This is a genomic window from Streptomyces sp. NPDC029466 (assembly GCF_055574515.1).
In genome coordinates this window covers 16,215-40,104 of sequence record NZ_JBVHZH010000059.1, presented here as the reverse complement: position 1 = coordinate 40,104, position 23,890 = coordinate 16,215, and the positions used below count along the sequence as shown (strand labels likewise).

Sequence of the window (23,890 nt, the reverse complement as noted above, 5' to 3'; positions counted from 1 at the left end):
GCGGGTGGCCGAGCCGGATGCCTCGGCCGGTCACCCGCCCCCGGACACAACCCCACGCCCTGGCGAAACGAAGCGGAGAACATCCCATGCGCACTCACCCGGCCACACCTGCCGAGGTCGATTCCTGGCTGACCGTCCTGCACCAACGCGGCCACCTCCACCGCGCCCAGTCCGGCCCCGACACCACCTGGACCGTGCAACGAGAGCGCCACAGCCGCCCCTGGACCCTGCACCACCCGGTCCTGGCCATGGACTGGATCGAGGACCTCGTCCGCGAAATCCATCAGCAGGATCCGGAGACGAGCCGGTGACAACCGCCAACGACCCGGTGGTCACCACGGCCGGACAGCAGCGTGAGCCCACGACGGTTCCTGGCGGAGCAAGTTGTCGCATACGACGGTCCTATGGCCCGTCGCACACACTTGCCCCCGCCCAGGAGGGCGGGGGAGGCCCGGTTGGTTCCCGAGCGAGGGCGCACGGGGGCCAACCGGGCAACCGGCACCAGGGGGCGCCGGTCACCGGGGGAGAAGCCGACCGCGCCGACCACCGCGAGCAGCCGAGCCCGAGCACGCCCGCCTTCCCCGATCGAGCACCGCGCCGCCGCAGCCGCAACCCGAGCGAGCGCACCCGCAAGACGACCACCCGCCTCTCCGGCACCGAGCACGCCGAGATCGTCACCGCTGCCGCGCAACGCGGCGTCACCGTTGCCCGATTCATCGCAGCCGCCGGCCTCGCCGCCGCCCGCGGTTCCACCACCCTGCACTCCAACGAGCAGCTCGACGCCGCCATAGACGAGCTTGCCGCCCTGCGCACCGCCCTGGCCCGGGTCGGCAACAACATCAACCAGATCGCCTTCGTCTACAACGCCGGGGGGCAACCCCGGCCCGGCGAACTCGATTACGCCCTCGCGGCCTTGACTCGTCTGCTGCCCTGCATCGACGACACGGCCAACACCCTGGTGAAGAAGCGACTCTGATGGTCCCCAAGATCCGCCGAGGTTCACGCACCCACGGCCTGCTCGTCTACCTCTACGGCCCCGGCAAACGCGACGAGCACGTCGATCCTCACCTTGTTGGGAGCTGGGACGGCTTCGCCCCCGACCCGGGCCGCGACACCAGCCCTGACCCGGACCCCAAGGTCACCCTCGCCCGCCTCGCCGCCACCCTCGACCTCCGGGTCAAACAGGCAGGCGACCGCGCGCCCGCCAAGCACGTGTGGCACTGCTCGGTCCGCACCGACCCCGGCGACCGGATGCTGACCGATGCCGAGTGGAACACCGTCGCCCGACGCCTGGTCGCGGCAACCGGGATCGCCCCCGAGGGCGACCCGGACGGCTGCCGCTGGATCGCAGTACGCCACGCGGACGACCACATCCACATCCTGGCCACCATGGTCCGAGGCGACCTGCGCCGCCCCCGGATGAACTACGACTTCAAGAAGGCCCAGGCCGAATGCCGCCGCATCGAGAAGGAGTGGAACCTGCGCCGCCTCAATCCGGGCGACGGCACCGGCTCCAAGGCGCCCACCAGCGCCGAACGCTTCAAGGCCGAGCGCACCGGGCGACCTGAGCCCTCGCGCGAGACGCTGCGCGAAGCCGTCCGGCAGGCTCTCGCCGGAGCGGCCACCGAAGAGGAGTTCTTCACCCGGCTGCGCGAGGCCGGGCTGCGCGTGAAGGTACGGACCGCCCCGTCCGGTGACGCGCTCGGCTACAACGTGGCACTCCCCGGCGACCGCAACCACCACCGTGAGCCGATCTGGTTCCCCGGCTCCAAGCTCGCCCCCGACCTGTCCCTGCCGAAGATCCGCCTCCGACTCGGCGACGACACGGTCGACCAGACGACGTCGTCGGCTGCCACCAGCGGCCGACCGGACTGGTCCCCGCCCGCCAGGGCACGGCGGAGCGCCGCCGGCATCGCTGAGCGTGCCGCCGTCCTCCTCGACGGCGGCGACGAAGCCGCCGCCCAGCTCGTCGGCGTCGGAGAACTCCTGGATGCGGTCGCCCAGACCTCCCCGGCCGCCACCCGCGCCGAGCTGGCTGCCGCCGCCCGAGAATTCGAGCGGGCGACCCGCAGCCACGTCCGAGCGGAGCGCGCCGACACCCGGGCGATCCGCTCGGCTGCCCGGGGCATCATCCAGGCCGGAAGCGCACTCGGCCGGGGCGAAGACGGCGGCACCACCGCCATGCTCGTCTCGACCCTGGTCCTGGTCACCCTCGCCGCCGCCCGCTGGCACTCCGCCCGCGGCCACGCCCAGCAGGCCCACGCCTCCCGACAGACCGCCGAGCACCTGCGAACCGCCTACCGCCAGGCCGCCGCCACACCCATGCGAGCACTGCGCGACCAAGGCCGCGCCCTCCCCGAAGCCGTACGCCGAACCCACGAGGCCACCATCCGCGCAGCCCTGCCGCAGCAGGCGCTACGAGCAGACGGCACGCCGAAGACTGATGCCCTGGCCGCCACCCTCGCCCAGGCCGAACAGGCGGGCCACGACACCAAGACCCTCCTGCAACAAGCCATCGCCATGCGCGAACTCGACACCGCCGAGGACGTGAACGACGTCCTGGTCTGGCGCCTGCGCCGCCTCGCCCAGCTCCCCGCACACCCGGGAGAAGCGACTCCTCACCCGCAGGCCGGAACCCATCAGCCCAAGACCTCGGCCAACGACCGCACCAGCAACCGGACGGCCCCCACGGCGGCAGCGCGCCCCGGCACCGACCCGCGCACCCGACCCCCGCGCCGCTGACCACTGACCGGCAGGGCGATCACCACGAAACCCCTGGACAGCCGGTTCCCCGGCTGTTACGGATGAACCAGAAGGACTCAATCGGGAGATGACGCTCGTGCTCAGAACCACCGACCGCACCGCAGAGCCGGCGCCCGTGCTGCCCACCCTCCCTGCCGGCCCCGATCCCCTGCTGCAACTTGAGCACGAGATGCAGCCGCCCAGCGGTCCCGGCGCGACGCGCTGCCTCAGCCACCCGGCCGAGCTGGCCCTGCGCGGGATCCCCGTACGGTGCTCGGCCTGCCGCGCCCGGCGCGACTGGCTGCTCATCAACCACGGCCGCAACGTCTGGATCGTCTGCCGGTGCAGCAACCAGTGGCTCGAACCCGAGATCAGCCGCACCGACTTCGACGCCCTGATCGCCATCCCGGACGGGACCACCTATCCCAGCGTCGAGCAGGGCCTCGCCGCGCTCGGCTTCGACGGGGTCTTCGCCGGCACCTACCTGCAGTAGACGAGCGAAGTACCAAACGCCGAGGAGCGCCACCAACATGTCGGTGGCGCTCCTCGGCGTTGTAGGCCGGGCAGCTGCGGTTGGCGTTCTTCGGCAGCCCACCTCGGAAGACGCAACGCGGCCGGACGTACGGCAAGGCCGCCCCTGCCTGATCGGCGCGGAGCGGCCTTCTGCGGTTTCGGTCAGACCTGGGCGAGGCGATTCGAGAGGTCGAGGGCTGCGGTTGCGACCGCGAGGGCGGCGCTCAGACCGAGCACCTCGTGGAGCGTCGGGCGGACCAGGCGCGTCCAGTCGTCCGGGGCAGCAGGCCAGGAGGCGAGATGCACCTCGGCGGTGGCCAGGCCCAGGTGGGCGGTGACGTCCCACCCTGCGAGGGAGGCGGGCTCCCAGCGCAGGCGAATGCGGCCAAGGGCGATTCTCGGGGATTCGGCGGAGAGCCAGGTGACGTCGAGCGGTCCGTCGAGCCGGGCGGAGACGCGCTGGACCAGCGCGCCGCGTACCCCGTTCGGCATGGGGCGCACGGCGAGGCCGTGCAGCGGAAGGACGTGGGACGGGCGGGATCGAGACGAGATAGGAGCCTCCGGAGTGTGGTCAGGCCCAGGCGAGGGCATCGCTGACCGGGGGCGGGAGGTAGTCCTCCTGTCCGTCCTCGGCGATGAACGCCTTGCCGTCCCGGACGACGACCTCGGTCCCCATGTAGTGGGCGAAGGGAAAGTCCGGGTTGATGGCGAGCCGGACCGGAAGACTGGGGTCGATGTTCTGGAACTGGCGGAGCAGGTGGCCGACGGTCAGGCAATGGGGCACGGGAACCTCCGAGAGTGGTGCGGGACGGCGGAGCCGGGGGATGTCAGGAATCGTTGAGACGCAGGTAGTCCTGGAAGCTGCCTGTGGTGTACGCCAGCACCGCCCCTCAGTAGGTCATGACGAGGCCGTGCACATCCGAGCCGGAACCAGCGAAAGCGTCGTAGACGCCGAACGCGCAGGCGCTCAGGCCGGTGGCCCAGTGCGTGATCCGGACCAAGTCGTCGGAGTAGATGGTCATGTGCAGTGCGTGCCCTTTCGGCCAAGGGGGAAATGGGCCGGTCCGGCAAGGTCTGGCCCCGGACAAGTGCCGGTGAACCGGGCCGGCCGCCACCGGCCCGCACAGTGGTTCAGCGGGAGGAGTGGGCGACGAGGGCGGCGATGAATCCGGCGACGCCTTGGGAGGGGGTGTGGTGGCCAAACTCCGGCACCCACGGCTCGCCGTCGATGGGCTGCACCCGGATCTGCCAGGCGATGTTGCGCTTCCAGGCGGTGGGGGCCTCGGGGAGCCAGCCGACGTAGACCCGGCCGTCCGGGCTTATCGCGTGGACGTTGGCCTCCGGGGTGTCGACGAGTGCCCAGCCGAGGTTGTCGAGGAGTTCGAGCACCGGGCTGGCGCAGTGGTCGGAGGAGAGCCAGCGGCGGTCTTCCACGGTGGGGCGGACGACGGCGGGAAGGAGGGTGGTGGAGGCGTTCACGGTTGCACGGTCCCTTCGTTGACCTGCGGTTTTTCCCAATACCCGTACGTTGACATGCGGTGTGCCGAAGTGCGTAGTCCGTTCCCGGCAAGTGGCGTCTGCCGTGGGCGAACTGGCGGCCTTCGGCAGATGGCCGGTGGCCCGGGAATGGATCGGTGGACGCGGTTGTCCGAACAGGGTTGTGGCAACGGGTCGCACGGAACCGAAGGGGGAGCAGGAGTGGGGGAGCCGAGCGGACACTGGGACGGAGCCGGGTTGGAACGCAAGATCCGTGCCGCCGAGCGGCCTTGGACGGTGGGTGACATCGCGATGGTCGCCGACGGCCAGTGGCCCGTCGGTACGCAGTCCGACGGGCGGCGGGACGAGGACGTGCTGGAGGACCGGATCGCGGAGGGGCATCGCGTCGAGTTGACGGTGGAGGACCTGGCCCGCGCGGTGGACTCCCGCATCGCGGACGCCCACTGCGACGAAGACCTCGCCTGACCGGACCGCTCAGCGGTGCGGCCCCCGTCCGGCCGCCGACGGGCCGACAGCGGGCGAAGGAGCGGGCTGTTCGGGCAACTGGCCCAGGGTGGGCGGGGAGTGCCCGGAGCGGGCGACAGCGGCCTGGGCAAGCCGGACGGCCGGTGCCCGGTCCGCGGTCGCGGCGGCTTCACGCGCTTCGATCATGTGGCCGAGCGCCTGTCGGAAGGAACGGCTCTCCGCTTGGGCGATTCGAAGGTCCGTCGCTGAGCTGGTGACCCGTTCCAGGTCGTAGAAAGCCGGGACGTGACCGGGCCGGGTCAGGGCGTGCAGCCGGTCCTGGTGGACGGCCACCGCGGTGGTGGTGATGACCAGGGCCGAGCGGATGTGCAGGGCCGCACGCAGGAGCGGTCGTCGCCGGGGCGGCGGGCCGAGAGGGTTTCCAGGGCTTCGATCGGACGGCGCCAGGCTTTCTCGATCATGGCGGTGGCCTGGTCGAGTGCGGTGGCGTCGGGCATGGCGGAACTCCCGTATTCGGAGGTGCTGTTCAGCCTGGGCGAGGTCCCGGACGGTGCGGGCCGGGAGTCAGCGGCTGCGGCGAGGAGCCGACGGGCTGAGCAGTGGCTTGGCCACGGCTGCGGGCTCAGGGCTGGGCGCCCCGGTCCGTGTCGAACTCGCAGTGCGACTGCGGGCGGCCATGACGCGGAGGTCTGCGGCAGTCCGCGGTGCGCATGCGGCGCGGCGGACAGCCTGGGTGACAGCGGTGCGCCGCACGTCGAGCGGGGTCGGAGCGCGGGAGACCGAGGGGTCGGCGGCCGGCGCAGCCGGGGTCAGCGTGACCAGGTGCTCCATCCGTCGGTCGATCTGGTGCCGTTCACGGATCACCGGGGCCGAATCCGCCATGACGGCCGCGGTCGCGGCGATCAGATGGGACGGGGTGCGGGCGGTGAACACCGCTTCCGCCCGAGTGCCCCAACCCGGTGGACCGGCCCACAAGGTGACGGTCTCGTCGTCCGGGCCGTAGCTGCGCCTGTCGATTACGGCGCCGGCCTGGCCGTCGGGGGCGACGATCTCAACGGTGCCGGGCTTGGTGGGGACGCCGCGTTTCCAGCCGGCGTCGGTCAGCGGCCGAACGGCGTCTGACCAGTAGATCGACGGGTACGCCAGGAAGCGTCCGTTGCTGTCGTAGGTGTCGGCCTCGGCGTGGTCGTGGGCCAGGGCGGTGGTGAGGCCGGCGACGATCTCGGCCGGGGTGACGTGGTTGAAGGTGGCCGTCCAGCGGGTTGCGGAGGCGGCCTCCGTGGCCGCGCTGATCTTCCACAGCTCGAAGTCATCGCCGAACCAGCCGATCCGGATCCGCTGGTCGGGCGAGGTGACGAGGAGCTGACAAGGCCCATCGTCGAGGTAGTGGTGCGGCCAGTGGGCCACGGGGGCGAAGCCGGCATCCCCGGTTCCGTCGGAGCCGGCCAGGTACATGGGGCTGACCCGTACCCCTTGGTGGAGATGCGGATCGTAGGCAGTGCGGGTGCTCATAGTCGAAGCTCCGGGTGGGGGAGAACGCGCCCGCGTGCAGCGGAACGGACTACTGGACTGCACGCGGGCGCCGGTCAACGGGGGAGAGGCGGCTGGCTCTCAGCGTCATCGGTCACCGACCCCGACCTGGGGCTGACTGGGTGGTCACGGCCGCCGGCACCCGTGGTTGCGGCTGCGGGGCGTGGCTGAAGAGGGAACTCGGCGCGGCGGCGCTCCGGCGCAGGGCCGCCGCGGTCCGGCCGCCGTCCGACCCCAGCGGGACGCTGGCGTGGGTCCGTGTGGCCTTTGCGACGGGCATCGGAGTCGACGAGTTCCTCCATGTGGCGGCGGGGTTGCTCCAATGTGAGACGGTCGCGTAGAAGGGGCCCAGGGCACGCCCGGCAACGGTCAGGGCGTAGGGGGCGCCGTGGCGCGGGCCTGTGCGGGTGACGAGGCCGTCGGCCTGGAGTCGGTTGAGTCGATGCCGGGTGTAGCCGTTGTCCAGACCGGCCTCCTTGGCGATGTGGACGAACCGCATGGGGCCATGCGTGTCGAGGAGCTGGATCACGGCGGTCGAATGCCGAAGGTGCAGACGCCGCACGGCGTCTTCGACCCGTTCGGCTCCGGCCACCTTGCCGAGCGGCAGGTGGGCGTGGGACCAGTCCGACAATGCGCGGTGCACCGGAGCCAGCGACTCGCCGAGTGCGCTGAGTTGGTACGGCGCCCCGTGGCGGTAGCCGGCGCGGGTGATCAGCCCGTCCGTGTGCATCGCGGCCAGCCGCTTGGCGACGAGTTGCTCGCTGATGAAGGGGAGCCTGGCGGAGACGTCGCGAACGCGCATGGGGCTGCCTTGTTGTGCCAGGGTCTGCGCTGTCCAGGTAGTCCACTTCGGCGCTATCAGGGCCAGCGCGTCCTCGACGCGCTGGGCATCGACCGAACCGATGGAGCGGGCAGAGGGACGTATGGGGGGAGACATGGGGCGAACTCCGTTAGGGAGAAGGGGGTTAGGTGTGCGCTGGGCGGCCGAGCGGCGGGGCGGGCTCAGCACGGAGCCTCTGGAGCGCCATGCCGAGGTGGCGGTTGCTGACGCGGATGCCGCAGTCGCGCCGGCCCCAGCGCAGCGCCTCGCGGTGAGCGCTACAGCACGACGGCGACCTACCGGGCGATGGTCAACAGGGCGGGTCATGGGGGTTCACCCGGCCGACTCCAGCCGGGCAAGCAGCGAACGCACCAGGGTGGGCAGGCTGTCTGGGCCGTCACCGATCCAGACGTGATCGGACGCCGCGCCGCGGACGTACGCGGCGTCTTCGAGCAGGCCGCTGGAGATCTCCATGCAGGCGTCGGTGATTCGGGAGGCTGCGAGCAGCGACTCGGAGAGCACCTCGACGTAGTCGCCCGGTGCGAGGCCGGCGGCCTCGGCAGCGGTGCGGATCGCCGCCACCTCCAGCGCACTGAAGGCGAAGTCGAACTCGCCGTCCCGATCGGCACCGCTGGGTGCAGCGACGGCCGGGTCCTGGGGCTCTGCGGGGATGCCCGCGCGCGTGCAGATCTGGTCGACCGAGGTGGTCAGCTCGGCGAGGGACTCGGTGAGCCACCCCAGCGCTGCGGCGTAGGAGGCCAGGGTGAAGAGGCCCGCCGGTGTGGCGGGGCGCGGCTCGTCGGCCACGAATCCTTCGAGCCGGTCGTTCAGCTCGCAGGCTACCCGGGGCCCGGCGGAGAGCGCGCCCAGCACGGGGTGTAGGTAGGAGCGGTTGGCGGCCGTCGGGTATTCGGCGGTGAGGATTCCGGAGACGCTCTGCGCGGCGTCGGTGAGAAGTTCCGCCAGTTCGGTACGGGGCAGAGGGGTACGTTCGGCGGTCATCGCTGGGCGGCCTTTCGGGGGGCAGCGGCCGCGGGTCGGGCTGCTTCTGGAGTTGCGGGGGCATTCGTCGACCGGTCGGCCACGAGGGAAGAGCGGGAACGGGCGGCCTGCACCCGAGCCTCGGTGGCGGAGATCGTCCCGGGGTCCTGCCGGAGTCCGGTGCGGAGGTGGGCAGAGCGGTAGACCGCGTAGTCCTGCCGGCTTCCGGCGGCAACGAGATAGACCTCGCGCTTGTGGTCCGAGGTCGGCGGCGCCGCGCGGAACTGGATGACCATCCGGTAGGAGACGGAACGGTCGACGTAGACCTTGTGGAAACCTGCGAGACGGCCCTTCAACGGCAGGCAGTCGTCACTTCCGTGGACCAGGTTCTGCAGTTCCAGCAGCGCCAAGTCACGAATTTCGTCCGGAAGTTGTCGTAGATCTGCGATGGCGTCGGGATGCGCGGCGAAGGCGAAGCGGGCGCGGCTCACATCGGCCTCCCGGGGTTCGGCCGGTGGACCGTTTCTGCCGGCGGCGTGTCGCGTACGTCGCTCATGCCGCCAGCCCCAGCCTGCTCGGGCGCGGGGGTGGCCAGCACGCGATGGTTGGGGCGGATGGGGCTCGTTGTGCACGCGCCGAAGGGGCCGTCGGGGGCACGGAGGTGAACCAGGGCCTGGTCCAGGTGGTCGCGGTGCCAGGTCGAAGGACCGGACAGGCCAGCCTCCGCATCAGTGAACTGCTGCCAGGCCAGCCAGAGGGCGTGCAGTCGGGCGACGGCCTCGGGGTGTTCGTGCCACTGCGCGCACCACGGACGATTCGTGCTGACCTCCCTGCCGTACACGGGGAGAAAGAGGTGGTTCACCCAGTCGGTGAGGGCGGCGAGTTCGACGGCGTATGCCTCCCCGCCCAAGGCGAGGATGAACACCGAGGTGGGTTCGTTTGCCCGCTCAGGGTCCGCCGCCTCGACTTCCGGAGCGTCGTCCGTGGGGTGGCCGGCAGCGGGTGCGGGATCGGGCTCGGAGCCGAGGCGGTCGAGGATGACGCCGTGCTGCCTGACCTCGGCCATGGTCTTGGCGAGGGTGCTGGCGAGGTCGTCGAGGTCCCCGTCGGGGACTCGGAACGGCTCCGAGTCGGGGGTGGTCGGGCTGATATCGGACATCGGGGCTTGCTCCATCTGTGAGACGGCGACATGCCCCAGAGGATGCGGAGAATCCGCGGTTTGGCCCGGCCGGAAAAACCCGGTAGTGGGGCGCTACACGGCCGTGCAGCGCGGGCACCGCGGGAAGGGGATGCCAGCAACTGCACGGGCTCGTGCCGCCTGTTGGGGAACAACGCCGTTGCCGAGCGCGGTGAGCTGAGCCGGGCGTCCGAGCCCCGGGGGGCGGTGACCCAGCCGTCATCGAGGCTCTGCATCCACTCGACGAAGTCGGCACGGGGCCGACCGCCCGTGTCGGAGGGCTCGGGGCGCGGGGCGGGTGAGTGTCTCCCATCGGGTGATGACGGCTGCGTATGCGCCCCATCGCCGGTCTGCTCCTCGGCTCCCGGAGCCGAGTCCGTCCAGAGCGGCAGGACCACCGCCGACAAGGGAGGCCGCCACCCCTTGCCGGGGCGGCGGCCCGGAGTGCCCGTGTTGCTGGCCCCTGGTGTGGGCAGCAGCGCTGCCGCTGCACTCGGCAGGCTCAAGTCCCGTTGCCGTGCCGCTGGTTGGGCGCCCCCTTGATCCCGTCCGACGCCTTCGGGGTCGGCAGGAGAAGCCACTCCACCTCGTCCGCCAGGTTCGGCCCGTGGCCCCCGCTCATCCTCTCTGAGAGGGAGCTGCGGTTGTGGAACGGCTGCGGGCGGCCTGAAGCCGCACGGAGGGCGGCGAAACCGTCGCCGAAGCGGCGTGAAGGGAGTCGGCGGCGTCGCGTAGGGCTATGTCCGCCACGCCGAGCGTGTCCCCTATCACCAGTGTGGCCACTTCTCGGGCGTCGGGCTGGTCGCGGAGGTGCTCGGTCTGGTCCAGGAAGGAGAGCTGATGGGCCACTGACCCGAGAGCGGAAGCCGCCTCGCCGACAGGGCCGACAGCGGCGGCGAAGCTGGTGATGACCCGCGCAGTGTGGGCCTCCCGGTCCTGGCTGGCGGCACGGAAGAGGATCTCGTCGCCCAAGTCGGTCATCATTTGTCCGAGTTCGGAGATACGCCTGGCGACGGCGACGCTGTCCGGCGAGCGGTGGGGGTCTCCGGGTACCGGCAGTTTGCCGCGCTGGGCATCGAAGGCTGAGGCCGTGGCACGCAGGGCCAGGGCGTCGGATACGGGGGTGTTGGTCACGGTGAATCCAATGAAGAGGACGAGCAACGTTCAGGGAGCTTCAGCCGTGGCCACGAGAGGGCGGTCGCACGACGGCTGGGCTGGGTGCAGAGCCAGGACGGGGCATCGGCGGCGAGACCGGGCGTGGCGTGCTGCGGGCGCGGGCGGCATGCACCTGCGCAGGGGGAGGCCCGTTCGGCGAAGGAGCTGAGGGTGTCGGAGCGGGGCGGCCGTTCGCGGCCTGCCAGCGGGTGCGCACTTCGTCGAGTGGACCGAGCGCGTTGAGGGCATGGTTGATGAGCCGCCCTGGGGCCAGGGCCTCGTCCTCCGCCAGCGCTCGGATGGAACGGGCGGAGGCGGCTGCGGTGCGGGTGACGGAGGAGCGCATTACCTGCTCGCCGAGCCATTCGGCGCTGCCAGGGCCCACGCCGTCGCAGATGGTGGCGATCTGGTTGGGCGACAGTGTGCCGTTGGCCAGCAGGCCGCGTCGCTGGGCCTCCCAGAGCAGGGTGATCCGGTCGATGGGTTCGCCCCGGTGGTGCAGTGCGCCGAGACAGCGGTAGATCTCCCCGCGGGCGGGGTCGACGAAGTCATCGGGCCGCAGCCAGCCGACCACCTCGTCCATGCTTTTCGGCCGCTCGGCCAGGACGCCGAGAAGGATCTGCTCGTCCTCGGCGACCTGGTTTGCCCAACTGGGCGGCGGGGCGGGCGGACCGGGTGCCGGCGGGGTGCCAGGGGCGACCGGGCGTGGTTCGCTGCCCCAGCGTCGCGCGAGATCGTTGAGCACTTCGCGGAGCACGTCCGCGCAGCGCAGCGCTCCCTCGACCTCTCCTTGCATCGCGTCCGCGCGGGCAGCCTGGTGCAGGCGGATCGCGTGCGCGGTGACGCTGCGGTGGATCGCGCCCTCCAGCACCATGCGCCCGTACACGGGAGCATGTCCGGGGCGCGGACAGGCGGAGATCACGGTGTGGGCGTACGACGCGGTCAACCCTCGGACGTGCCGTCCTGCCTCTTCCACCACATCGGTCACCCACGACAGCGGCACAGCACGCTCGGCCGCCGATGCCGGGTGGCGGTCGGCATGCAGCTTGCGCATCGCCGCGAACAGGGCCCGGTTTACAGGGCGGTGGAAATGCTCAGGGGCGAGCCAGCCCAGCTGTCGAAGCTGGCCGGGGTCGAGCAGAACCGCGCCGAGCACCGCCTGCTCGGCTTCCAACAGCGGGCTCATCGCCGCCTCCCGCCAGTACGGGCCGGAGGCTGGTCTTGCAGAACGAGGAGACCGGCGACGGCGCGGTCAGCCGCCGCCATCGCGGTGGCGAAGCGGTGCAGTTGGCCGGTGAACACCGGGTCCGTGAGGCCGACGGAGCCGGACGCGGCGACCAGCCACCACCGGCCGTCGCGCCGGACGGCCGGTGATTGCGCGAGGCGTTCGGAGCGCGCCGAGGACAGGAGGGGACCGGGCGAGGACGCGAGGGCACTCATGCCGCCTGCCCGAAGCCGTCACGGGTCTTGGCCTGGGCCCGTTCGGTGATGGCCTTCGTCGCGCGGACCGAGGCCGGACCGATCGCCTTGGTGAAGCGCTCCTTGTACCAGGGCTTCAGGTCGAGCATGGCAACTCGCATGCCGGTGGCCAGGAGCAGCGCCTTGCCCTTGGGGAGGGCACGGATCGCATCGGGTGGCAGAATCCGCTCGGTACGCATGCTCACCGTGGTGGACTTGCCGCCGTCGCTCATCGACACCGACGTGGTCTGGACCTCGTGATCACCGGCCTGCCTGCTGATGCGGTCGGCGAAGTCGGCGTCATCGACACCGGACCCGACGATCTTGATCGTGGCGGCGGACCAGAGAGCGTCCATCCCGGCATCGCCCCAGCACCGCTGCCCCTGACGGTAGGACTGCAGGATCGTCATCGGGATCACGCCCCGGGAGCCCAAGTGGCTGTACAGGTCCGGGAGATCAGAAATTTTGCAGACGTTGGCGGCCTCGTCGAGCACGCACAGGGCGGGCGGGTCGAGCCGTCCGCCGGAGCGCTCGGCGACGACCACCGCGGCGCGCATCACGGCGTCGGCCGCAGCGGCGATGATCGCGCTCGCGCTGCCGCCGCCGTCTTTGCTGAGCAGGTACAGCGTGTCGCGGGAGGTGGCGAAGCGAGCGGGCTTGAACTCGGGAAGGTCCGGGCTGGGGGTGACCCAGGCAGCGACCTCCGGGTCGAGCAGGCAGCTCGCGTACTGCCTCGCCGTCTCGAAGATGCCGTCGCGGGTCTCGGTCGCGCCGGAGACGGTTCCCTGGAGCTGGGCGGCGACCGCTTCGTGGCCGGCCTCGGTGAGTAGGTCCACCGGGGTGCGGTCGGCGGGCGAGGCGAGCCAGGCCAGGACGTCGGTGATCGGCCGCCGGTGGCTGGCGGCCGCCAGGAACAGGGCACCGAGGGTGTTGCTCGCGGCGGTGGACCAGAAGTCGGTGCCGTTCGACTCGTCCACGCTCGCGGCGACGAAGTGTCCGGCCAGTCGCTTCGCCCCGGCCAGGTCGCGGGCGTCGGCCAGGATGTCCCACCACATCTCGCGCGGGTGGTGGGCGATCTGCTGGGGGTCGAGGACCCAGATCGTGCCGACCTCGGCGCGCGCGTCCACCGTCGCAGTGAAAGCGTCGTTGGCCGCCTTGTTGCTGGTGAGCAGGACCGGGCCGGGCGCCGCGAGGATCGCGGGGATGGCCAGTGTGGAGGTCTTACCGCTGCGCGGAGCCATGATCGCGACGATCACGTCCTCCCAGGACGCGCGGACCCTGGCCCGCCCCCGGGAGAGGGTGCCGAGCAGGACGCCGCGGTCGGCGGGAGCGACCTCTTTTACACTCCCGGCCGCTCAGGGACGGCCGCAGGCTCCTGGCCTTGGCTGTGATCTGCTTGTCCAGCAGCGGGGCGAGGTCGGCCTTCCCGGCCAGACCGTTCTGTGCGCCGCCACGCAGCCGCACCCACAGCACCAGGCCGAGGACGGCGAGGCAGACGGACAGCAGGCCGGGGATGATTCGCGCGCCGACCAGCAGGGCCGTCGGGCCCAGGTGCGGCCACAGCGCCTCGGGGCGAAGTAGCGCGTCGGTGACCGCAAACGGGGTCCAAGGCCCGCTGCCAAGGGCGAAGTTGATGATGTTGCCGGTCAACCAGGCAAGCGAACCGAAGGTGAACGCGAGGCCGAGTATGCCGAAGAGGAGGTAGAGGAGCGCGTCCGACCCGGTGGTGGTCGAAGGCGCGCTGGTACGCGGTGCGGGCATGAGGGTGGTTCCTGGGAGTGAGCGCAGGCGATAGATGGGGCGGGGAGCACGGCGCTCTTCTGCTGGTCATCGGGGCGGTTCCTCTCCGAGGCAGCGGGCCGTCGGGGCTATGGGGTGCGGGGGGCGCGGGGAGGCGGAGTGCTCGCCCGCCCCTCCGCGGTACTGGTCGAGGGCGCTGATCGTTGGGCGGTGGCCTGTGGCGACGAGGTGCGGGCAGCGCGCTGTTGGTCCGTCTCTGGATTCCGGTCGGCGGGTGGCGCGCCGGGACCGAGGACGTCGCCGAGCAGCTCCCGCGTCAGAAGGACGTTGACCATCTCGTGGTGCCTGGGGTCGATGCGCTCGGCAGGACACGCGGCGATCCCGTCCGCAGCGATCTCCAACTGCTCCTGAACGTCCCGGAGCATGCCGTGAGCGGCGGCCAGCCGCGTCCAGATGTCGAAGGCGGGGTGGTGGTGCGGGTCGTCGAACGCCAGGCGGGCGCGGGTCCAGTCGGCAGTGGCAGCGACGAGTTCGATCAGCTGAGGCAGGGCCCCGAGAGGCGCCCCGTTGACCTCCTCGATGACTCCGGCGACTTCTTCGGGCATTGCGGTCTCGGTGACTCGGGCGATCATCCCGGGCACGGAGTGCGCGTCGGCGGTCGGATGAGGCAGGTAACGGACCAGCAGTGGCTTGTCGGAGCCCGACGTCTCGGTGCCATGGGCGAGCTGGATGTTGTGCTGCATCGCGACGCCGACGGCCTCGCCGATGCTCGGGTAGAACTCGGGCACGGTGCTCCTCGGTCGATGTGCTGGACTTGCGGGCCGGCGGGCCGGCGGGGCGCGCGGCTGCCTGCTCCCGGCCGGATGGACGGACCGCGTCACCGCGTCCGAGGCTCGGGGACGGGTGCCGGGCGTGCAGCCGTGCTGGAGCCCGTCGTCCCGGCGCCGCGGGTCGAGGAAACCTTGGCCTTGGCCGCTGCGGGCGATGTGGCGCAAGTGGCGCCTCGTGAGTCGGTGAATTTAGGAGAGCGCCAACGTGTTTCGATCCGGGGGTGCTGCCCGGGGCGCACCCGACGCAACTCAGCGTCCAAGCTGACAAGCTCCGACTGCGCCGAGCTGACAAATTCTGCGGCGATGCCGAATCGGTTGGCGAGCTGGTGCGCTTCGTCGTCGAGGTCGTTGATGTGCTCGCCTGCGGCTTCCAGCGCTTCCCGGACGCACTCCAGCGCGCCGTACTCGGGATGAAAGAGGTGGTCGACCGCTCGCTCAAGGGCGTCGCCGTGCTCGGCCGCCCTGATCCGCTCCGTGATCTGGAGAAGCTCGCCCCGACGGCATAGGACCCGAGGGGCTGCGCCGGGGAGCTCATCTGGGCCGGTCCAGAGAGGGAGAGAGATCGACGACGTAGCGGGCAGCGCGGAGCATTTCGGCCGCGTGGGTGGCGATGGCGACTTTGTCGGTGACCGGGGTGGTGGTGGGAACGCGATGGCGTCGGCCATACCAGTCCTCGTCAGTTGGAAGCCGGCGTGCTTGAGGAGGCTGGCGGAGAGCTCGTCGTTGGCACCCTTTGCCACGATGCTGCCGCTGAACTCGTGGGCGATGGTGATCGGAGGGACAGGCACGTTGGTCTCCTGGGCGTGGAGTTTCGGGTATGGCTCGGTGAGCCGGTGGCCCATCTCGCCGGAGAGGACATGGCACTCCCTGTACAGGCGGAAGGCGTCGCGGTAGGCGTTGTGAACGCTGCCGTCCTCACGAGCGAGCGTGGCCACGAGGTACCACTGCCGGGGCTGGTTGCGCACGACGACCCACCGGCAGGCGACCGGATCACCCTCCGGAGCGATCCCGGCGGCGGCCACCAGGCGACGGGCCACAGCGGCCCACTGCGAGTCGGCAAGCTCCGGCCGACGACTGTCGGAGCGGACCGAGCCGGCTGCTTGGGTGCGCGGGCCCCCAGACGTTCGACGGGCTCATCGAGGGCGTGAACCAAGTCGGGCAACGAGTCGGGCCCGGCGAGCTGTTCGATCGAGGGCCCGTGGACGTCGCCAGCGATCGACCGGGGGTTGGTGTGGTTGTCGCCCTTGCCCGGCCTGTGCAGGTACGTGAGTACGTCGGAGGTGCTGCTGGCACGGTGTAGCTGGGGGATCATCGCGGCGTCTACCTCGGGAAGGGCGAACAGGAACCCGGGGGATCGGGCGTGGGAAAGAGGATCGGCACAATCCGCGATTTGGCCCGGCCGGAGAATGCTGGTAGATGCCGCCACTCACGCCGGGGTGTCCAAGCCGTGGTCGTGGGTGAAGTTCGCGCAGGCGGCGCGGGCGAAGTGAGCGTCGTGGTGCAAACCGGGCCCAGCGGCTGTCCTGCCGGATGACGATGTCGAGCCCGTCGGCCTGGTTGCGCATGGCCACCCACCGGCAGGCCGCCGGGCCGGCGTCCGGCTCGATGCCCGTGGCGTCGAGGACCTCGCGCGTCAGCCGAACCAGTCATCGTCGTCGAGTTCCACGTCGGTGGTGTTGCGGATGGAGCAGTGCCAGGTCAGCCGTCGGGCCGCGGCGTGGCCGGCCGCGGTTTCCGCAGCGCGATCGGCTCGTCGAGCATCGATGCCAGGTGAGGCAGGACGATGGTCTCCTGGGCGGTCAGCTCCGGGGACCACGCGGTGCAGGTAGGGGGCGAAGCCTGGATCGTTGCTGTGGAGGCGGTTAGATCCGTGGTGCTTTCTGTGCGCCGGACATCGCAGTGCAGGGGTACTTGGGCATGGGGTATCCAGGTCTCGGGCGTGGAGAGTGGTGTCGGCTACACGTGAACGCGCCCAGCCGCGTACCGATGAACGTAAAGAGTTGCCGGATTCTCCCGGGCGGCGGCCCCGGAGAGCTTAGGATTCCGGAAATATCGATCACGGGCCGCGCAGCCCGGGGGACTCCTTCCCGGAGAAGAGGGCGGCGCGGCCCCGTCGGCGGGGGAATCTATGTACTTGGCGCGTCTTCGGGTCGAGAACTTCCGGGTCTTCGGAGCCGCGGCGCAGAGCGAAGGCGAGACGGACGCGTCGCTGGACCTGTCGTTCACGGCCGGGACGAACGTGCTCGTCGGCGAGAACGACAGCGGGAAGACGGCGATCATCGACGCGATCCGGCTGTGCCTTCAGACCGCGGCGACGGACTACTACCGGGTCTCCCAGGATGACTTCCACCTCGGGAAGGACGGGCGGGCGGAGACCTTCACCATCGTGTGCGGGTTCACCGCCCTGTCGACCGAGGAGCAGGCGGTCTTCCTGGAACTGCTCACCCACGACCGCGGCGGCGCCGCCTGGCTCTGCGTGACGTTCAAGGCCCAGCGGATGGACCCGGTCCGGAACCGGGTCTCGGTCACCACCCGGACTGGACCGGACGGCAACGGCCCCGCCCTGGACGGCGCCGCACGCGAACTCCTGCGCGCTACCTACCTGCGCCCCCTTCGCGACGCGGAGGCTGAACTGCGCTCGGGCCGCGGATCACGGCTGTCCCAGATCCTCGCCGGCTACCCGGCGATGAAGCACCAGGGTAACGATGACTACGACCCCGAGGGCGACGAGCCTCCGTCCACTCTGGTGGGGATCCTGCGCCGCGCTGAGCACGACATCCGATGCAACGATGCCGTCTCTGTTGTGAGCCAGGACATCAACTCGGCTTACCTGCAGCGGTTCGCCATCGGCGACGACGTCCTGCGTGCCAAGATCAGCGTCGCCACCGACGCGACGCTGGCCCGCGCGCTGGAACGGCTCGAACTGAATCTCTTCGCTGAGTCCGACGAGTGGACGCGCCGCGGGCTCGGATACAACAATGCCTTGTTCATGGCCGCCGAGCTCCTCCTGCTGGGCAAGAGCGAACTGGCGCCCCTGCTGCTGATCGAGGAGCCCGAGGCGCACCTCCACCCCCAACTCCAGACCCGGATCATGGACCTGCTTCGCGACAAGGCCCAGGGGCCGCAGGAAGGCGGCAGGGCCCCGGTCCAGGTCATCCTCACCACCCACAGCCCCAACCTCGCCTCGTCGACGTCCGTCGAGTTCCTGACCCTCGTCGTCCGGGGCCGCACCTTCCCGCTGCGGCGCGGTATCACGCGCCTGACTGGCGAGGACTACGCGTTCCTGACTCGGTTTCTGGACGTCACCAAGGCCAACATGTTCTTCGCCCGGGGCCTGGCGATGGTCGAGGGCGACGCCGAGGCGATCTTCCTGCCCGCTCTCGCCGCCGCCCTGGGCATGCCCTTCAACGAGCACGGCGTCAGCGTGGTCAACGTCGGCCACGTCGGCCTGTTCCGGTACAGCCGCGTCTTCCAGCGCTCCGGCGAGCAGATCCCCGTCCCCGTCGCCTGCATCCGCGACCGCGACCTCGTCCCCGCCGGCACCTCGGAGGAGATGCGCGGCGGCCTGAAGTGCTGGGACGAGATGACGGAGCAGGAGATCGCCGCGCACGTCGCGGAACTCGCCAGCGACGACGGCGGGCCGGTGAAGACGTTCGTGTCGAACTGGTGGACGCTGGAGTACGACCTCGCCGTCACCTCCTGGACCATGGCCAGGCTGATGCACCGCGCGGTCAAGCTCGCATCCGTTGCAGAACGGTGCTGGCCGGATTCCGCCAAGACCGATCAGGTCATCGCCCGGGCCGACAAGGATGTCGACGAGTGGGAAGGCCAGGACCTCACTCTGGAACAGGCTGCCCTGAAGATCTACAGACCGCTCAAGCTCAACAGCGCCAGCAAGTCGATCACCGCGCAGTTCGCCGCGGAGCTCCTCGCCTCCACCTCGCTGACGGAGAGCGACGTCCCACCTTATCTGGTCGACGCCTTCAAGCACCTGTGCGGCGAGGTGGCCCCGTGACCGGCACCTGCCTGCCCGATGCCTTCGCCACGCACAAAGTGGAGGCCATGGTGAAGCTCCTCGGACTCGACCCGCTCGACGCCGAGCAGTGGGACTTCCTGCAGAGCGAGACCACACAGGACCTCCAGGCCGCCCCGGGGTCGGGCAAGACCACCTTGATCGGGCTCAAGCTCGCGCTCATGGCCGACGCATGGACCTCTGTGACGTGCGGGGTGTGCGTGCTGTCCCACACCAACACGGCCAAGAACGAGATAGCCGACCGGGTGGCCTCCCTTGCTGCGGGGCGGAGCCTGCTGCGCTACCCGCACTTCATCGGCACCATCCAGTCTTTCGTGCACACTTTCCTCGCGTTGCCGGCCGTGCGGGCCAAAGGCGTCGAGGTCCGGTCCGTCGACGACGCGGCCTTCGAGACCGCAGCAATCCGGCTCCTGCAACACCCCAAGTACTCCACCCTGCGCAGCTACGTGGAACGCCAGCGCGACGGCACCGGCATCGTCACCGGGGCGACGTTCACCTACAAGGACGGCGAACTCGTTGTCACCGGTGCGACCAGGGAACCCCCCTTCCGCGCCGAGACAACCAGCGGCAAGCAGTTGTCCAGCCTCAAGTGGACTCTGGCCCGTCGAGGCGTCTTCCGCTACCAGGACATGTATGCCATCGCCCAGCAGTACCTCACCGAGCACCCCGGCATCGTCCCGGCCGTCTCCGCGCGCTTCCCGTTCCTTCTCCTCGACGAGATGCAGGACACCAGCGCCACCCAGCACGAACTGCTAGACCTCGTCTTCGCCTCCTCGCCCACTGTGGTGCAGCGGGTAGGCGACACCAACCAGGGCATCTACAGTGACGCCGGCGCCATGAGCGGACCCGCCTCGGCGTTTCCGCTGTCCGGCGCCGCGGAGCTGCCAGTTAGCCGCCGCTTCGGACCGCAGATCGCAGCAGTGGCCAGCCGCCTGGCCGTCCGGCGCCCCCAGCAAGTCCATGGAGCCGGCCCCGACGGCCAGGTGGCGGTCCTGCTGTTCGACGAGGCCACAGCGACCGACGTCGTGCCGACCTTCGAACGCATGGCCGCCGTGATCGTCCCCGAGGACGTCCTCCTCAGGCGTCCGCCGCGTGTGTTGGGCGCGCGGCAGGGCCGGGGAGGCTCCCAGGCTTACCCGCAGTCGATCTCCTGCTACGTGCCCGGCTACACCCCGCCCGGCCGCCCGACGGCCCACCGCGCCCTGATCGACGCGGCCCGCGCGGCAGGGACCCAGTGGAGGTCCGGCGCGGACAGCCACGAAGCGGCCACCGAGTTGTGGAACGCCCTGCGCGCGTCCTTTACGCCCCTGACCGGCGAAGGGCTACCGGCGCTGGGTCGCCTCGAGAGGTCTGCGGCGACCCCCGGCGGCAGGGTGCGGATCCTGCTGCGCGAACTCCTCGTCCACGGAGCCGCGTTCGACGAGGCGGGCTGGGGCATGATCACCGAGCAGCTGACCGTCCAGATGAAGCTGCTCGCCGACCGGCCGCTGAAGGCCGTCGGCCTGGAGTTCACCCCCGCGGCCGAGGCGGCCGCAGCAGCGGGTGACGTCCCCAGGAGCTCCGCAGCAGTGCCGGCGGTGCGGGCCGTACCCGGGACCATTCAGAGCGCGAAGGGCGAGACCCATGCGGCGACGCTGATCCTGGAGTGCCTTGAGAAGAACGGCAAGAAGTTCGACGTGACCGAGGCGCTCCGCATGGTCGCGGAGGGAAGCGACCCCCAGCGGGAGCTGAAGAGTATCCAGGCCGCTGTGCAGCTCGTCTTCGTCGGGGCGACGCGCCCCACCCACCTGCTGGTGCTCGCCGCCCACCGCGACCGCGGCAAGCGGTACGCGGAGGTGATGATCGACGCGGGCTGGGACGTCCGGGACCTCACCGAGCACTGACCCCTGCATCCGTCCCGGCGGAACCGTCCCGCCCGCTGGCTGGAGAGCGTCTCCGTCACCTTGGGGGTTGAGCCCGCTGGTTGGCGGCCCCGTACCCGGCAGCGGCGTGAGGATGAAGACTCCGGCGCGCGCAGCACGCGCCTGCGAGCGCCGGAGGTTCGACGACCAGAAAGCAGGACACCCACGGGCCGGACGGGTCGCCATCAACGGTCCCAGCCACCTGCTGAAGAACCGCCTCAAAGCCATCGAGTGTGAGACGGAAAGTCGCCTGATCCGGGGGCTCAATCGTGACCCAGCTCCTCGCCCGGGGGAATGAAGGCGTCGCCACTGCGGCATCGTCAACATGCCCATGCCCATGCCCATGCCCATGCGCGTCGATCGTGATGGCCGGTGCCCGGCCCTGCGAGTCGATCAACCACGCGAGTACCCGTTCCGGGGCGCGGCATTCCCCCGGCCCGCGTCTTTCCAGTGGGCCCGCCGTCGCCCGCCACCAGGCACTGCCGCTACGACCTGGTCGGCCTTCTCAAGGTGGGAGAAGCCTTCGTAGGCCGTGGCGGGACGCATAGCTCCTAGCTTCGGGTCGACCACAAATGCCGTTCCAGTTGCCGGGTCCCATGCCTCCACCCGCACCATGCGGCCGGTCTCGGTTTCGGTCCCATTGAAGATGGCGGTCCAGCCGGTCTGATTGAGGTAACGAAGGCCCACCGTCCCCTCCTCTCGCATGGCAGTGAGCGCAGCGGCGGCTACTTGCTCTGCACGTTCATCCGTACACACCTCTGCATATACGCGAGTACGCCGGCAAGTGGAGTCGGTGTGCCGCCGCAGCGGGACACCGGGCGGTCAGAAGTGGGGGTTCTCGGTCGACCGGTCGACCTTGGTTGCGGCCTGGAGCAGCTCGGCGAGGTCGTCGGGCTCGGAGGAGCGCTGGTCTACCACCACCTGGCGCGGGTGACGGTGCGAGCGGCCTCCTCGATCTCCTCCCACTCCGTCTCGCTGGTCGCGCCTTCGAGGACCAGGGTGGTGTAGGCGGCGGCCAGGACCTGATGGCGACAGCACACACCCCAGGCGACGGCTCGCTCGGTCCCCTCCAGAGGCGGCCTCCGGTACCGCTGCGACCAGGCTTCGGATTTGGCCTGCTCTTCGGCCCGCTTGGCCTTCAGCCAGGTGGCCTTGTCCTGCTCGTCGTCCTCCTTGGAGGCCCGCCAGCAGTCGGTGCACGCCTGCTTGGAGAGCCACTCGGCGAAACCAGCGCGACGGTCGGCCGCCCGGTCGGACAGGTCGCGCTTGGCTTGGTGGCCGCAGGGCGGTGGGTGATCTGCCAGATGGTCTTCACGGCCATGGGAACTGTTTCTTACGGGAGTTGGGTTCAGCGGGTGCGGGAGAAGGCGATGCGCGGGTCGACCGGCCTGGCCGCCGCAGCAGAGGTGGCGGGTTGGGGAACTGGCGCCGTGCCCGGGAGGCCGGCACGGGCTGGGCCGGCGGCGAGCGCGGCGGCGCTGATGGGGGATGCGCGGGTGGTGAAGCCCTGGTCGCGCCCGTGGTTCGCCGCCGTTGCGGGCGTCGGGAGGCGGCGCGTTGCTGCGTCCTGAGCGAGGGCGGGCTGGGCCGCGACCTGGAGACCGGATCGGTGCATCGACACCGTCGCGTTGGCGACCTTCCCCAGGGCGTCGCTGCGGTCGATGGTGATGGGCAGCGTGTAGATGTCCAGGGCCTGGTCGTGCCGCCAGCCGTGCTCTTCCAGGAGCCGACCGCCGAGCGCGCGGGAGCGGTCATCGGTGGCCGCGACGATGCCGAGCTGCGGATGCTCGGCGAACGCGACGTCGGGTTCGATCAGCGATGGCCGGTCACGGGCAGGAGCCGCTTCGGGGGCCAGTGAGGGGTCGAACGCTGCATCCACGTCGACCTGGTAGCCGGCCTTGCGCAGCAGCGCGACGGCCTGGGAGACGCGCACCTGTCCGTCACGCTGTTGATCGGCCAGTGCGTAGAGCTTCGGGTGACCTGGGACGGGGAGGAAGCCGAACCCGTTCAGCATCCACGCGCTGGCCGCAAGGTGCTTCGGGTTCGCGGCGACGATGCCGTAGTCGGGGTGACGGCCGAATGCGACATCGGGAAGCGAATCGTGATCGGGGGCGGGCATAGCGGATCCATCCGGTGCTGGCTCGTACAGAGGGGCGGTCGAGGGCCGGGATGGTTCTGCTGGTGCGGGACATGGGGTACTCCGAAGAAGGAATGAGGGCCGGGCGGCAGCGAGGGGCGCGGCCGAAGCCGCTGGCAGGCCGAGAGCTATCCGGCCGCGTTGAGATGAGGATCCGGGGATCGGCCGGTTTGGCCGCGCCGCAAGTCGGTGATACGCGCGTCAGCGGGAACGACCTGGGGTCATCGGAGTCGGCGCCGGGGGTGCAGAGGGCGAAGCGGGTGGGGCCCCGCGGTTGCCGGCGGTGGATCGAGCGAGGGCCACCCGTGCACGTTCGGTCTGCGAGGGCTGATCGGAATCCGCCCGGCTCGCAAGGTAGTCGGCAGCTCGAACCAGCGCTGGACCCTGGAATGACAGCTCGTCCGCGTACGGCCAGCCGTCGGCATTTCGCATTCGCTCCGCTCGGCTCTCGTAGATCTTCCGCGAGCCCGGAAGGGAGGCGTCCATGAGCGCCATGATCTGGTCCCACTCGTGCTGGAGCCGGCCTGCTCGCTCCAGCGTGGTGTCGATCCCGTGCAGCCGTCGGAGGTCTTCGCTGATCAGCCCCTCGACGTAGTCGGCACCGCTGGCGGTGGCGCGGACACCGGCCAGCACCTCGGGACCGTGGGCGAGGAAGACCTCGACGTGCTGCCACGCTTCGGAGTCGCGTTTCGCCATGCCGTTCGCATAGCCCTCTTTGTCGATGGACCAGCCGTCGTGGTCGCAGAACGAGCCCGAGACTGCGTCCCAGGCGTCGGACGCCCGCTCGATGCCGGCAGCGGCCGAGGCCAGCGCCGGGACGTGCCGTCGCCACGCCAGGTGATCGGTGATCGCCGGTGACCGGTTCGCAGCCGATGCGGGAGAACTGGAAGAGGTGGACATGATCGTTCCTT

Annotated in this window: 26 protein-coding genes and 1 pseudogene; 8 read left to right on the top strand and 19 right to left on the bottom strand. The window is 70.5% G+C overall.

The annotated features are described in order from the left end of the window. Positions 1-86 precede the first annotated feature (86 nt). From ACZ4XD_RS32940 to ACZ4XD_RS32925, 4 genes are all read left to right on the top strand, one after another. On the top strand, positions 87-311 hold the full coding sequence (locus ACZ4XD_RS32940) for a hypothetical protein (protein ID WP_468048208.1): 225 nt from the start codon (positions 87-89) through the stop codon (positions 309-311). Next, positions 308-976, top strand: coding sequence for a plasmid mobilization protein (locus ACZ4XD_RS32935; RefSeq protein WP_468048206.1), 669 nt, complete (start codon positions 308-310; stop codon positions 974-976). Before ACZ4XD_RS32940 ends, ACZ4XD_RS32935 begins: the two co-directional genes overlap by 4 nt. Beyond that, on the top strand, positions 976-2,742 hold the full coding sequence (locus ACZ4XD_RS32930; protein ID WP_468048204.1) for a relaxase/mobilization nuclease domain-containing protein: 1,767 nt from the start codon (positions 976-978) through the stop codon (positions 2,740-2,742). The genes ACZ4XD_RS32935 and ACZ4XD_RS32930 overlap by 1 nt, the downstream gene beginning before the upstream one ends. Positions 2,743-2,830: 88 nt before the next feature. After that, positions 2,831-3,235: a hypothetical protein gene (locus ACZ4XD_RS32925; RefSeq protein WP_468048202.1), complete on the top strand. Its 405-nt coding sequence runs from the start codon at positions 2,831-2,833 to the stop codon at positions 3,233-3,235. Positions 3,236-3,417: 182 nt separating this feature from the next. Here ACZ4XD_RS32925 and ACZ4XD_RS32920 read toward each other — a convergent pair whose 3' ends face one another. From ACZ4XD_RS32920 to ACZ4XD_RS32905, 4 genes are all read right to left on the bottom strand, one after another. Beyond that, positions 3,418-3,747, bottom strand: coding sequence for an esterase (locus ACZ4XD_RS32920; protein ID WP_468048200.1), 330 nt, complete (start codon positions 3,745-3,747; stop codon positions 3,418-3,420). A gap of 79 nt (positions 3,748-3,826) precedes the next feature. Then, positions 3,827-4,039, bottom strand: coding sequence for a hypothetical protein (locus ACZ4XD_RS32915; protein ID WP_468048198.1), 213 nt, complete (start codon positions 4,037-4,039; stop codon positions 3,827-3,829). A gap of 106 nt (positions 4,040-4,145) precedes the next feature. Continuing rightward, complete coding sequence (locus ACZ4XD_RS32910) at positions 4,146-4,277, bottom strand: hypothetical protein (protein WP_468048196.1); 132 nt, start codon at positions 4,275-4,277, stop codon at positions 4,146-4,148. Between the two features lie 109 nt (positions 4,278-4,386). Continuing rightward, complete coding sequence (locus ACZ4XD_RS32905; protein WP_468048194.1) at positions 4,387-4,734, bottom strand: SPDY domain-containing protein; 348 nt, start codon at positions 4,732-4,734, stop codon at positions 4,387-4,389. 219 nt (positions 4,735-4,953) lie between these two features. Between ACZ4XD_RS32905 and ACZ4XD_RS32900 the strand changes: the two genes are divergently transcribed. Further along, positions 4,954-5,217 carry a hypothetical protein gene (locus ACZ4XD_RS32900; protein ID WP_468048192.1) on the top strand — a complete coding sequence of 88 codons (264 nt, stop codon included), beginning with the start codon at positions 4,954-4,956 and terminating at the stop codon, positions 5,215-5,217. Between the two features lie 9 nt (positions 5,218-5,226). Here the strand turns inward: ACZ4XD_RS32900 and ACZ4XD_RS32895 are convergent, their stop codons facing one another. The 9 genes from ACZ4XD_RS32895 to ACZ4XD_RS32855 all read right to left on the bottom strand — a co-directional run bounded on the left by ACZ4XD_RS32895 (position 5,227) and on the right by ACZ4XD_RS32855 (position 12,066). Then, the gene (locus ACZ4XD_RS32895; RefSeq protein WP_468048190.1) at positions 5,227-5,550 is read right to left on the bottom strand and encodes a hypothetical protein; all 324 of its coding nucleotides are present in this window, start codon (positions 5,548-5,550) and stop codon (positions 5,227-5,229) included. Beyond that, on the bottom strand, positions 5,517-5,714 hold the full coding sequence (locus ACZ4XD_RS32890; RefSeq protein ID WP_468048188.1) for a hypothetical protein: 198 nt from the start codon (positions 5,712-5,714) through the stop codon (positions 5,517-5,519). Before ACZ4XD_RS32890 ends, ACZ4XD_RS32895 begins: the two co-directional genes overlap by 34 nt. A gap of 67 nt (positions 5,715-5,781) precedes the next feature. After that, entirely contained in the window at positions 5,782-6,729 is a 948-nt protein-coding gene (locus ACZ4XD_RS32885) for an SPDY domain-containing protein (protein WP_468048186.1), read from the bottom strand. A 112-nt stretch (positions 6,730-6,841) separates the two neighbouring features. Then, positions 6,842-7,684, bottom strand: coding sequence for a winged helix-turn-helix transcriptional regulator (locus ACZ4XD_RS32880; protein ID WP_468048184.1), 843 nt, complete (start codon positions 7,682-7,684; stop codon positions 6,842-6,844). A gap of 216 nt (positions 7,685-7,900) precedes the next feature. Then, positions 7,901-8,569, bottom strand: coding sequence for a hypothetical protein (locus tag ACZ4XD_RS32875; RefSeq protein ID WP_468048182.1), 669 nt, complete (start codon positions 8,567-8,569; stop codon positions 7,901-7,903). Next, positions 8,566-9,039 carry a hypothetical protein gene (locus ACZ4XD_RS32870; protein WP_468048180.1) on the bottom strand — a complete coding sequence of 158 codons (474 nt, stop codon included), beginning with the start codon at positions 9,037-9,039 and terminating at the stop codon, positions 8,566-8,568. The genes ACZ4XD_RS32875 and ACZ4XD_RS32870 overlap by 4 nt, the downstream gene beginning before the upstream one ends. Further along, positions 9,036-9,707 carry a DUF4913 domain-containing protein gene (locus ACZ4XD_RS32865; protein WP_468048178.1) on the bottom strand — a complete coding sequence of 224 codons (672 nt, stop codon included), beginning with the start codon at positions 9,705-9,707 and terminating at the stop codon, positions 9,036-9,038. The genes ACZ4XD_RS32870 and ACZ4XD_RS32865 overlap by 4 nt, the downstream gene beginning before the upstream one ends. Positions 9,708-10,343: 636 nt before the next feature. Then, the gene (locus ACZ4XD_RS32860) at positions 10,344-10,859 is read right to left on the bottom strand and encodes a hypothetical protein (protein WP_468048176.1); all 516 of its coding nucleotides are present in this window, start codon (positions 10,857-10,859) and stop codon (positions 10,344-10,346) included. A 40-nt stretch (positions 10,860-10,899) separates the two neighbouring features. Next, the gene (locus ACZ4XD_RS32855; protein ID WP_468048174.1) at positions 10,900-12,066 is read right to left on the bottom strand and encodes a DnaB-like helicase N-terminal domain-containing protein; all 1,167 of its coding nucleotides are present in this window, start codon (positions 12,064-12,066) and stop codon (positions 10,900-10,902) included. 35 nt (positions 12,067-12,101) lie between these two features. On the opposite strand from ACZ4XD_RS32855, the gene ACZ4XD_RS32850 reads away from it, so the two are divergent. Next, positions 12,102-12,254 carry a hypothetical protein gene (locus ACZ4XD_RS32850; protein WP_468048172.1) on the top strand — a complete coding sequence of 51 codons (153 nt, stop codon included), beginning with the start codon at positions 12,102-12,104 and terminating at the stop codon, positions 12,252-12,254. 62 nt (positions 12,255-12,316) lie between these two features. On the opposite strand, the pseudogene ACZ4XD_RS32845 reads toward ACZ4XD_RS32850, so the two are convergent. From ACZ4XD_RS32845 to ACZ4XD_RS32835, 3 genes and pseudogenes are all read right to left on the bottom strand, one after another. Then, positions 12,317-14,099, bottom strand: a pseudogene (locus tag ACZ4XD_RS32845) (type IV secretory system conjugative DNA transfer family protein). A gap of 107 nt (positions 14,100-14,206) precedes the next feature. After that, a complete protein-coding gene (locus tag ACZ4XD_RS32840; RefSeq protein ID WP_468048170.1) occupies positions 14,207-14,866 on the bottom strand; it encodes a hypothetical protein in 660 nt (219 codons plus the stop codon). An 89-nt stretch (positions 14,867-14,955) separates the two neighbouring features. Next, positions 14,956-15,930 carry a hypothetical protein gene (locus ACZ4XD_RS32835; protein ID WP_468048168.1) on the bottom strand — a complete coding sequence of 325 codons (975 nt, stop codon included), beginning with the start codon at positions 15,928-15,930 and terminating at the stop codon, positions 14,956-14,958. A gap of 1,112 nt (positions 15,931-17,042) precedes the next feature. On the opposite strand from ACZ4XD_RS32835, the gene ACZ4XD_RS32830 reads away from it, so the two are divergent. Beyond that, positions 17,043-18,923 carry an ATP-dependent nuclease gene (locus ACZ4XD_RS32830; protein WP_468048166.1) on the top strand — a complete coding sequence of 627 codons (1,881 nt, stop codon included), beginning with the start codon at positions 17,043-17,045 and terminating at the stop codon, positions 18,921-18,923. Beyond that, a complete protein-coding gene (locus ACZ4XD_RS32825) occupies positions 18,920-20,824 on the top strand; it encodes a UvrD-helicase domain-containing protein (protein WP_468048164.1) in 1,905 nt (634 codons plus the stop codon). The genes ACZ4XD_RS32830 and ACZ4XD_RS32825 overlap by 4 nt, the downstream gene beginning before the upstream one ends. A 929-nt stretch (positions 20,825-21,753) precedes the next feature. On the opposite strand, the gene ACZ4XD_RS32820 is transcribed toward ACZ4XD_RS32825, so the two are convergent. The 3 genes from ACZ4XD_RS32820 to ACZ4XD_RS32810 all read right to left on the bottom strand — a co-directional run bounded on the left by ACZ4XD_RS32820 (position 21,754) and on the right by ACZ4XD_RS32810 (position 23,879). Beyond that, entirely contained in the window at positions 21,754-21,882 is a 129-nt protein-coding gene (locus tag ACZ4XD_RS32820) for a hypothetical protein (RefSeq protein WP_468048162.1), read from the bottom strand. A gap of 308 nt (positions 21,883-22,190) precedes the next feature. After that, entirely contained in the window at positions 22,191-22,961 is a 771-nt protein-coding gene (locus ACZ4XD_RS32815; protein ID WP_468048160.1) for a hypothetical protein, read from the bottom strand. Between the two features lie 219 nt (positions 22,962-23,180). Further along, entirely contained in the window at positions 23,181-23,879 is a 699-nt protein-coding gene (locus tag ACZ4XD_RS32810; RefSeq protein ID WP_468048158.1) for a hypothetical protein, read from the bottom strand. Positions 23,880-23,890: the final 11 nt, after the last annotated feature.

Coding starts and splice junctions, on each gene's coding strand:
- ACZ4XD_RS32940 (WP_468048208.1), top strand. CDS start 87: ATGCGCACTCACCCGGCCACACCTGCCGAGGTCGATTCCTGGCTGACC.
- ACZ4XD_RS32930 (WP_468048204.1), top strand. CDS start 976: ATGGTCCCCAAGATCCGCCGAGGTTCACGCACCCACGGCCTGCTCGTC.
- ACZ4XD_RS32925 (WP_468048202.1), top strand. CDS start 2,831: ATGACGCTCGTGCTCAGAACCACCGACCGCACCGCAGAGCCGGCGCCC.
- ACZ4XD_RS32920 (WP_468048200.1), bottom strand. CDS start 3,747: ATGCCGAACGGGGTACGCGGCGCGCTGGTCCAGCGCGTCTCCGCCCGG.
- ACZ4XD_RS32910 (WP_468048196.1), bottom strand. CDS start 4,277: ATGACCATCTACTCCGACGACTTGGTCCGGATCACGCACTGGGCCACC.
- ACZ4XD_RS32890 (WP_468048188.1), bottom strand. CDS start 5,714: ATGCCCGACGCCACCGCACTCGACCAGGCCACCGCCATGATCGAGAAA.
- ACZ4XD_RS32885 (WP_468048186.1), bottom strand. CDS start 6,729: ATGAGCACCCGCACTGCCTACGATCCGCATCTCCACCAAGGGGTACGG.
- ACZ4XD_RS32880 (WP_468048184.1), bottom strand. CDS start 7,684: ATGTCTCCCCCCATACGTCCCTCTGCCCGCTCCATCGGTTCGGTCGAT.
- ACZ4XD_RS32875 (WP_468048182.1), bottom strand. CDS start 8,569: ATGACCGCCGAACGTACCCCTCTGCCCCGTACCGAACTGGCGGAACTT.
- ACZ4XD_RS32865 (WP_468048178.1), bottom strand. CDS start 9,707: ATGTCCGATATCAGCCCGACCACCCCCGACTCGGAGCCGTTCCGAGTC.
- ACZ4XD_RS32855 (WP_468048174.1), bottom strand. CDS start 12,066: ATGAGCCCGCTGTTGGAAGCCGAGCAGGCGGTGCTCGGCGCGGTTCTG.
- ACZ4XD_RS32815 (WP_468048160.1), bottom strand. CDS start 22,961: ATGCCCGCCCCCGATCACGATTCGCTTCCCGATGTCGCATTCGGCCGT.
- ACZ4XD_RS32810 (WP_468048158.1), bottom strand. CDS start 23,879: ATGTCCACCTCTTCCAGTTCTCCCGCATCGGCTGCGAACCGGTCACCG.